This is a genomic window from Streptomyces sp. CBMA291 (assembly GCF_014596525.1).
GTDB lineage: Bacteria > Actinomycetota > Actinomycetes > Streptomycetales > Streptomycetaceae > Streptomyces.
Map to the genome: position 1 here is coordinate 1 of NZ_MSJP01000035.1, position 8965 is coordinate 8965.

The following is an 8965-nucleotide window of genomic DNA, read 5'->3' on the forward strand; positions in this document are numbered from 1 at the left end:
GTACCGCCGGAAGAGCCGCCGGCGGCGGCAGCGGCACCCGCCGCGCCCGCTCCGGCGACCCCGCCCGCGACGACCCCGGCGGCCTTGAGGGAGTACCCGGCGGCGAACCAGCCGATGACGGCGACCGGCAGCAGCGCGGGGATCCCGGCGTTGACATGGGCGAGTTCACCGGCGGCGAGCCGGCACTTGGCGCACTCGTCGAGGTGCTTGCGCAGACCGCGCTCGGCCCGGGTCCGTAGGCCGCCCCGGGCGTAGGCGCCGAGCCGGTCGGCGTATTGGGCGCAGTCGCCGCCCGCGGTCAGGGACTGGCTGACATGGGCCTGGAGGTAGGCCTGCTTGAGGCCTTCGCGGGCGCGGCTGGCGAGGACGGCGGTGGCGTTGGCGGTGAGGCCGAAGAGCGGGGCGACCTCGCTCGGCGACTCCTCCTCGACGGTGGTGTGCCAGAGCACGGCCTGCCAGCGCTCGGGCAGCGAGCGGAAGGCCTGGAGGGCGAGTGACCGTTCGGCCTCGTTCATGGCCCGGACGTCGGCGCCGAGGTCGAGGGCGTCCTGCTCCGCGACCTCGGAGGAGCGGGCCGCGTCGGCGGCGAAGACGGCGAAGTCCTCGACGAGTTGCTCGCGCTGCTGCGTCCTGGTCCAGGCCGCGGCGACCCGCCGCACGGTGGTCATGAGGTAGGCGCGCACGGCGTATTCGGGCCCGGCGCCGCCCCGGACGGCCTGAAGGGTGCGGGCGAAGACCTCGGCGGTCAGGTCGTCGGCGGTGTGCGAGTCCCGGCAGCAGGTCCTGGCGTACCGGCGCACGGGCTCGGAGTGGCGCCGGAACAGCTCCTCGTACGCGGAGTCGTCGCCCTCGCGCATGAGCCCGATGAGTTCGGCGTCGGAGGGCGGCATTTCGAGGGGCGGCGGCAGGACGCCGTCGTACTCGTCGCCGGAGACGCTCTTCCCGTAGGTGTCCGTCCCGTACGGGTCCGTCCCCTGAGGGTCGGCTCCGTGAGGGTCGGTTCCGTACGGGGCCGTCCCGGAGGCGTCCTTGTCGGCGGGGGTGTTCCCGGTGGGGGCGTCATCGGCGGGGACGCTTCCGGTGGCGACGCGACGGCCGAAGCGCCGGATGCCCGTGGACCGGGTGCCGGAGAGGCGTCTGCCGCCTGCCCGCTGCGGCGGCACGCTCGGATCGGCCTGGCCGGACTCCGCGGAGCCCTTACGGGACGCGTTCGGATGGGGGGTGCCCGCGCTCGACGACCCCGAGACGCCTCCCGGGCCACCCTGGTTCGGCACCTGCCGGGAGGGGAGGCCACCGGCTTCGGTACCGCCTCCGGCGCCCAGCGCATCGTCCCGTCTGTCACCGCTCATGGCGGAAGCCCCCGTACGCACGCTCAGACCCGAACACCGGTCAAGCCTGCCACAGAGCGCGGGCATGCCGAAGCGCCGCGTCTACTTACCACTCATCCGGGGCGACTTCGAGGACCCGGACGTAACCGCTCACACGTCCGTGTCACCCCCGTTGACCCGCACGGATGACAAAACCCCCTCGCGCACCGGCTCGACGGAACCGGTGCGGGGGAAAGCGTGAAACCGACCTGACGGGGCGGCGGAAGACCTCCACGGGTCTGACGGGAGCGACTCGACGGGGGAGCAGGCCCTTACGGGTCGGGCCCCCTACGGGTCAGCCCCCCTACGGGACGGACCCACGGGGATCGGCCCCTACGGGACCCCTGACCGGGACCACCCGATCAGTACCGTCCCACCGGGACCACCCGATCAGGACCGCCCTACCGGAACCGCCCCACTCCTACCGGGACCGCAGCCCCTCCAGAAGGATGTCGAGGAGCCGTGCCGACGCCGCCGCCTGCTGCACCGCATCCGGCAGCGCCGGGGCGGCGGTGGCGATGACCAGGAGGACGTCCGCCACGGTCACATCGGTCCGCAGCTCACCCGCCTCCCGTGCCCGCTCCACCAGTCGGCCGACGACCTCCAGCAGCTCCGAGGCCCCGGCGTCGTCCCGCTCACCGGCCGAACCGGAACCGGCCCCGACTCGCGGCGCGACCGCATGCCCGTCGCCCGGCTCGCCGAGCCCCCGCTGGTGCGGCACCCGGGCGCCGTCACCGGCGGTCCCGGTGCCCGCGGCGCCCTCGGAGCCCGAGGCGTCCTCCGCGTACGGCAGCACCACGGCGTCGTCCACACCCACCCGCAGTATCTGCGGCGGCAGCAGACGGCCGGCGCCCGACGCCACCGAGGTCCGCAGGAAGCGGGAGAGCGCCGACCACGGCTCGTCCTCCTGCCCCAGCGCGGCCCTGGCCTGCTCGGTCAGCCGGGAGGTCTCCTCCTCGGCTATCCGGCGCACCAGCACGTCCTTGCTGGGGAAGCGCCGGTAGACGGTGCCGACACCGACCCGGGCGCGGCGCGCCACGTCCTCCATCGGAGCCCCGTAGCCCAACTCGCCGAACACCTCGCGGGCGGCGCGCAGTACGTGCTCCAGATTGCGCTGCGCGTCCACCCGCAGCGGCGCGGACCGGCCTGCGGCCGAGCTGCCGACAGGGGCGATGGTGCCCGTGTGGGGACCGTCGTCGACGGTCGCCGTCCCGGTGCCCGACTGCCAGCGTGAATCCTGAATGTGCATAAGCGTTCCCCCGCTCATGATGTCTCCCCCCGGAGACTCCCCGCCCTGAAAAGGGTTTGCGGCCGGCGAGCGCATCGGTCCACGCGCTCCCCACCGACACCCCGACGAGGTACGAACATAGTTGAGTCGGGGTCAATTCAGAAGGGGGAGTTCCGTACGGTGCGACCCCCGATCGGAGCAAGGACCGGAAGACTCCCGATTCCGGCCACCCACCAGGCCCGTCACACCTGCTGTGACCTGCTCTCTTGCCCTCGGACTCGACCCATCCGCCACCCCGGGCACTCGATCCCCTCCGGGCACACACTTTGTCAGGCCTGTGGACAAACGACGGACGGCGGGTGCGTCATGGGACAGTGACCGAACCTGCGCGCATCCTCGTCGTCGGCGGTGGCTACGTCGGCATGTACACCGCGCTGCGCCTCCAGCGGCAGCTCAGGACCGAGCTGAGAGCCGGTGCCGTCGAGATCGTCGTGGTCACTCCCGAGCCGTACATGACGTACCAGCCGTTCCTGCCCGAGGCGGCGGCGGGCTCGATCTCCCCGCGCCACGTCGTGGTCCCGCTCCGCAGGGTCCTGGACCGCTGCCGGATCGTCATCGGCGAGGTCCTCTCCATCGACCACGCCCACCGCGTCGCGCACCTCTCCACCCTCGCCACCACACAGCCGCACTCCGGCATGGGGAAGAAGCGCACCGGCACCACGAGACCGGGCACGAGCACCGCCCCGTGGGAGGGCACAAGCACCGCCCTGGGAGAGGGCACAAGCGCCGCCCTGGGAGAGGGCACAAGCGCCGTCCCCTGGGAGGACACAGACAACCTCTGGGAAGCCCTCACCAGACCCGCCCAGAACCCCGCCATCCCCACCCAGCCCCCCGCCGTCCCCGGCAAGGCCCTCGGCACCCCCGGCAAGGCCCCCCGTGCCCCCGCCACCCCCGGCAGGGACCCCGGCACCCTCGCCCTCCCCTACGCCGAACTCGTCCTCGCCCCCGGTTCCGTCTCCCGTACGCTCCCGGTCCCCGGGCTCCGCGACCACGGGATCGGCTTCAAGACCGTCGAGGAGGCCATCGGGCTGCGCAACCACGTCATCGAGCAGATGGACATCGCCTCCTCGACCCGCGATCTCGCCGTCCGCGAGGCGGCCCTCGCCTTCGTCGTCGTGGGCGGCGGCTACGCGGGCGTGGAGGCACTCGCCGAGCTGGAGGACATGGCCCGCTACACGGCCCGGTACTACCACAACATCCGCCCGGAAGACCTGCGCTGGACCCTCGTCGAGGCCTCCGACCGGATCCTTCCCGAAGTCGGCGAGGAGATGGGCCGCTACGCCATCCGCGAGCTGCGCGGACGGAACGTCGACGTACGCCTGGAGACCCGCCTCGAATCCTGCGAGGACCGCGTCGCCGTCCTCAGCGACGGCACCCGTCTGCCCACCCGTACCGTCGTGTGGACCGCCGGCGTCCGACCCGCCCCCGTCCTCGCCGCGACCGGACTCCCGCTCGACGCCCGGGGACGGCTGCGCTGCACCACCCGCCTCACCGTCGAAGGCGTCGACCACGCCTGGGCGGCCGGCGACGCCGCCGCCGTCCCCGACACCACGGCCACCGAACCCGGCGGAACCTGCGCCCCCAACGCCCAGCACGCCGTCCGCCAGGCCAAGGTCCTCGCCGCCAACATCACGGCCTCCCTGCGCGGGCGGCCACTCGGGGAGTACGCGCACGCGTACGCCGGTTCCGTCGCCTCCCTCGGCCTCCACAAGGGCGTCGCCCATGTCTACGGACGGAAAATCAAGGGATATCCGGCGTGGTTCATGCACCGCGCCTACCATCTCAGCCGGGTCCCCACCTTCAACCGGAAGGCCCGCGTGCTCGCCGAGTGGACGCTGTCCGGCCTGTTCAAACGGGAGATCGTCTCCCTCGGCTCGCTGGAACACCCCCGCGCCGAATTCGAACTCGCCGCCGCACCACCCCCGGACCACCACGACAAGCCGTCGTCCTGACATCACTGTCAGTGCACTCGTCCACACTGGACGTGTGACCATAGGTGGGCTCACACCTGCACAGCGTGACTCTGCACGGCAACGACACCACGAGGCATACAGATCCGTGAACTTCACCCGTTGGAGCGCCCGTCTCCCCGGCACACAGCGACGCGCGGCGCGGGGCACGGGAAGCTCCGTGCCCGCCGCCCGCGGTGAGTACGCGCAGCAGCGGGAGCAGCCCACCCCCGAAGCCCCCGAGGCCGAAGCGCCCGAAGCGCCCGAAGCGGCGGTCCCCGCCCTGGAGGACTTCTCCGTACGGGAGCTGCTCGGCCGCCTCCCCGGCCTGGTCGCCCTCGCCTACGGCCCCGAGCACCGCATCGCGTACGTGAACGAGGCCTACGCGGCGGCCTTCGGACCCCGCACCGCGGGCGCCACCGTCGCCGACACCTGCCCCGAAGCCGAGGAGCTGGGCCTGCTGCCCCTGATGGACCAGGTGCTCCGCAGCGGAAAGCCCCGCACGGTGAAGTCCCGCCGCACCCGGCACGGCGGCTCGTACACGGTCACCTGCCTGCCCGTGGACAGCCCGACCCTCAAGGGCGGCGGAGTCCTCGTGCACGCCGCCGACGTCACCGACCACGCCGAGGCCGCCGAGCGGCTGCGGACCAGCGAGCGCCGCCACCGCGAGACCGCCGTCACTCTCCAGCGCTCCCTGCTCCCGCAGGAACTCGAACAACCCGACGACCTGCGGATCGCCGCCACCTACCAGCCCGGCGGCACCGACGCGGCCGTCGGCGGCGACTGGTACGACGTGATCACCCTCGGCGCCGGCCGCACCGCCCTCGTCATCGGGGACGTGATGGGCCGCGGTGTGCGCGCCGCCGCCGTCATGGGCCAGCTCCGCACCGCCGTCCGGGCGTACGCGCGCCTGGACCTGCCCCCGCACGAAGTGCTCCAGCTCCTCGACGGACTCGCCGCCGAGATCGACGCCAGCCAGATCGCCACCTGCGTGTACGCGATCCACGACCCCAACGAGGGAAAGCTGGTCTACGCCTCCGCGGGCCACCTCCCGATCCTCGTCCGCGACGAGGACGGCACCGTCCGGCGCGCCGAGGACCCGACGGGACCCCCGCTCGGCACCGGCGGCTGGCTCCACACCTCCGGCACCATCGCCCTTCCGCCCGGCTCCACCGCCGTCCTCTACACCGACGGTCTGGTCGAGCGCCGCCGCGAGGACATCGACGAGGGCGTCGCCGCACTGGCCCGCGCCCTCTCCGGCGCCAGCGGCACCCCGCAGGTCGTCTGCGACCGGCTGCTCCGCGCCCTGGGCGTCACCGCCGACCACGACGACGACGTGGCCATCCTGGTCGTCCAGCACCCCTCCCGCGAAGGCGCCGACGCCGAGCTGTTCCACAACGCGGCACTGGACCTCCTCGGCGGCGTCGAGGCCGCACCCCGCGCGCGTGCCTTCGCCTCCGGAGTCCTGTCCTCCTGGCGCTTCCCGGTCGAGCTGCGCGACCTCGGCGTCCTCGCCACCAGCGAACTGGTGGGGAACTCCCTCCAGCACGGGACCCCGCCCATGCGCCTACGGCTGCGCCGCACCGACCGGCGCCTGATCATCGAGGTCACCGACGGGGACGAGCACCTGCCCCGCCGCCGCAGGGCCGAAACAGAAGACGAGGCGGGTCGCGGGATTTCCATCATCGCGACGATCGCCTCGTCCTGGGGAAGCCGCCGCACACCGGGCGGCGGCAAAGCGGTCTGGTGCGAGTTCGCCCTGCGCGACCAGACCCCGCCTTCCGGCCCCGGCAGAGCGGGCCCCCGGTAGGACAGGGACCCCCCGCTCGCGGCCGTACTGTTCGGCCTAGGCCCTCGCGGGCTCGCCCTCGCGCTCCGGCTCGTGCCGGGCGACGACCTTCGAGGGCCGCAGCGCGAGGGACGGCTGATTCTGCTCCGGCGTGAGCTGCTTGCCCAGCCGCACGGCGAGGAACGTGATGCCGAGCGAGAAGAACACGAACGTCACGATGTACGGACCATGCAGCGCGGCCCCCATGGGCCCGCCCACGGCCGGACCGACCGCCAGGGCCAACTGCTTGACCAGCGCGAACGCCGAGTTGTACTGCCCGACCATCGCCTCGGGCGCCAGATCCGCCACCAGCGGCGCCACCGTCGGCGACAGCATCGCCTCACCCAGCCCGAACAGGGCGTACGTGGAGACGAACGCCGCCGTCGCCATGGCCTGGCTGCCGTGCCCGAGCCCCGCATACCCCGCGATCAGCCACGCCACGGTCCAGATCAGACCCACGGCCGCGATCACCCGGGTCCGCTTGCGACGCTCGACGAACTTCAGCACCAGGAACTGCGCGGCCACGATCACCGCCGTGTTCGCGGCAAGGGCGACCCCCAGCGTCGACGGCTGGATACCGGCCGCCTCCGTGCCGTACGCGGCCAGACCCGACTCGAACTGTCCGTAACAGGCGAAGAAGAGGACGAAGCCGAGGACGCACAGCTGCACCATCGCCTTGTGCCCGAGCAGCGCCCGGACCCCGCCGCCCTTGCCGCCCTCGGCCGGAAGCGCACCCGCCGCCACGGCCCGGGGCACCCGCACGGTCCCCACGACCGCCGCGAGCACCAGGAACATCACGGCCTCGATCGAGAACAGCAGGATGAAACTGCCCGGCCGGCTGGTGTCCACCAGCAGACCGCCGATCAGGCCACCGACACCGAGTCCGAGGTTCTGCAAGAAGAACTGCATCGCGAACGCGCGGGTACGCCCCACCGGAGTCGAGCACCAGACGATCATCGTGGCCAGCGCCGGCTGGAGCACGGCCGTACCGGCACCCAGGAGCGCCGCCGCGCCCACCGCCGCCGGGACACTGGAGGCGAAGCCCAGCGCCACCGCGCCCACGGCGGCGACCGCCGAGGCCACGAGGAGGACCGGCACCGGCCCGCGCCGGTCGATGGCCCGCCCGCTGAACGGCAGCACCACGAGCGCGGCCATGGCGAAGACGGCCAGGACGATGCCCGCCGTGGCCGCGCCCAGATCCCGCACCTGCGCCACGTACACATAGAGGTACGGCACGGTGAAGCCGAGTCCGAACGCGCTCAGCGCGCTGCCTGCCTGGATACGGCGCATCGCTGCGCCCCTCGCCTTGGTCACACTCACCCACTTCGGTCGCAGGTTCAGAGATGAACCCCTGAACCCTGAAGACTTCAACCCTAAAGTTAACGTGTTAACAATACACACCGAAGGACTTCAATGCCAACGGCGCCCGTGGAATACTCGGCCGTATGTCCGACACCCCTGAGCGGTCCGGTCCGCAGGCTCCCCAGGAGCCCAGCCTCGACGAGCAGATCGCCGCCTATCAGCGCGAGTTCCGCGACCTCGACCCCCAGGTCGAGCAGATCGTCTCCGCCCTCGGCCGGCTGAACCGCCGGATGAACGTGGCGTACGGACGTCAGCTCGTGGACCTCGGCATCAGCAACGCCGAGTGGGAGGTCCTCAAGACCCTGGTCCTCGCGGGTGAGCCCTACCGGCTCGGTCCCGGCGAGCTGGCCAAGCGCCTCGGTCTCACGCCCGCGGCGATGACCCACCGCATCGACCGGATGGCGGGGGAGGGGCTGGTCACCCGCGACCGCGACGAGAACAACCGCGTCCGGGTGATCGTCGAGCTGACGGACGAGGGCCGGACGAAGTGGCTTGAGGCCATGCGGATGGCCACCGCCTTCGAGGAGGACCTGCTCCAGGACCTCACGGGCGAGGAGAAGGGTGTCCTCGGCGAGGTCCTCATCCGTCTCCTGCGCAGAGTGGAACTGACACAGCCGGACGCGGGCGGCCGTCTCACCGACCTGGACTGACGCGCCCACGCCCCTGAACGCCCCTCCGGCAGGAGGTTGACACGCCCCTGCCGGATGCGTAGTGTTCTCCGAGTTGTCGCAGAGCCGGTGAGGTTCTCGACAGCCACTCAGCCGCTGTAGCGGCACCTCTTACTCTGCACAATCTCCCCACCGGGATGAATTTCGGCGTGCCGAAATTCAATTCGAATGTCTGATTATGGACAACGCGGGAAATCGGATAGAGTCGGAGACGTCGGAACGGCCCAACAGCCGGAAAGACAACCCCCTCTGACTGGGAATCAGACGCCGAAAGGATCTGATAGAGTCGGAACCGCCGGAAGGGCCCGGAGCGAAAGCGAAAGGGACCGGAAAGTACCGAGGAAATCGGATCGGAAAGATCTGATAGAGTCGGAAACGAAGGAAGCGCCCGGAGGGCCTGGAAACAGGAACGAAGGAAGCGTCCGCACCTTGAGAACTCAACAGCGTGCCAAAAATCAACGCCAGATTAGTTGATACCCCGTCCATCTTCGGATGGTCGAGGT

6 protein-coding genes are annotated in these 8965 nt (G+C 71.6%); 3 read left to right on the forward strand and 3 right to left on the reverse strand.

Features of this window, described 5'->3' with window-relative positions; translation table 11 throughout:
* Together BU197_RS10425 and BU197_RS10430 are read right to left on the reverse strand one after the other, a co-directional pair.
* Positions 1 to 1349, reverse strand: a 1349-nt coding sequence (locus BU197_RS10425; RefSeq protein WP_188267984.1) for a sigma-70 family RNA polymerase sigma factor, incomplete at its 3' end; no start/stop codon positions are given.
* A 439-nt stretch (positions 1350 to 1788) separates the two neighbouring features.
* Complete coding sequence (locus tag BU197_RS10430; RefSeq protein WP_411158474.1) at positions 1789 to 2616, reverse strand: TetR/AcrR family transcriptional regulator; 828 nt, start codon at positions 2614 to 2616, stop codon at positions 1789 to 1791.
* 401 nt (positions 2617 to 3017) lie between these two features.
* Between BU197_RS10430 and BU197_RS30355 the strand changes: the two genes are divergently transcribed.
* Together BU197_RS30355 and BU197_RS10445 are read left to right on the forward strand one after the other, a co-directional pair.
* On the forward strand, positions 3018 to 4607 hold the full coding sequence (locus BU197_RS30355) for an NAD(P)/FAD-dependent oxidoreductase (RefSeq protein WP_223183732.1): 1590 nt from the start codon (positions 3018 to 3020) through the stop codon (positions 4605 to 4607).
* 106 nt (positions 4608 to 4713) lie between these two features.
* Positions 4714 to 6414, forward strand: coding sequence for a SpoIIE family protein phosphatase (locus tag BU197_RS10445; protein ID WP_188267986.1), 1701 nt, complete (start codon positions 4714 to 4716; stop codon positions 6412 to 6414).
* Positions 6415 to 6450: 36 nt separating this feature from the next.
* On the opposite strand, the gene BU197_RS10450 is transcribed toward BU197_RS10445, so the two are convergent.
* Positions 6451 to 7722 (reverse strand): MFS transporter, encoded by a 1272-nt coding sequence (locus tag BU197_RS10450; protein WP_188267987.1) that lies wholly within the window; start codon positions 7720 to 7722, stop codon positions 6451 to 6453.
* A 155-nt stretch (positions 7723 to 7877) separates the two neighbouring features.
* Here BU197_RS10450 and BU197_RS10455 point away from each other — a divergent pair, with 155 nt between their 5' ends.
* Positions 7878 to 8444 (forward strand): MarR family winged helix-turn-helix transcriptional regulator, encoded by a 567-nt coding sequence (locus BU197_RS10455; RefSeq protein WP_188267988.1) that lies wholly within the window; start codon positions 7878 to 7880, stop codon positions 8442 to 8444.
* The last annotated feature ends 521 nt before the right edge of the window (positions 8445 to 8965 follow it).

What these genes read in the sequence shown, in the direction of transcription:
- BU197_RS30355 (WP_223183732.1), top strand. Translation starts at nt 3,018, where the DNA reads ATGTACACCGCGCTGCGCCTCCAGCGGCAGCTCAGGACCGAGCTGAGA.
- BU197_RS10455 (WP_188267988.1), top strand. Translation starts at nt 7,878, where the DNA reads ATGTCCGACACCCCTGAGCGGTCCGGTCCGCAGGCTCCCCAGGAGCCC.
- BU197_RS10450 (WP_188267987.1), bottom strand. Translation starts at nt 7,722, where the DNA reads ATGCGCCGTATCCAGGCAGGCAGCGCGCTGAGCGCGTTCGGACTCGGC.
- BU197_RS10430 (WP_411158474.1), bottom strand. Translation starts at nt 2,616, where the DNA reads ATGCACATTCAGGATTCACGCTGGCAGTCGGGCACCGGGACGGCGACC.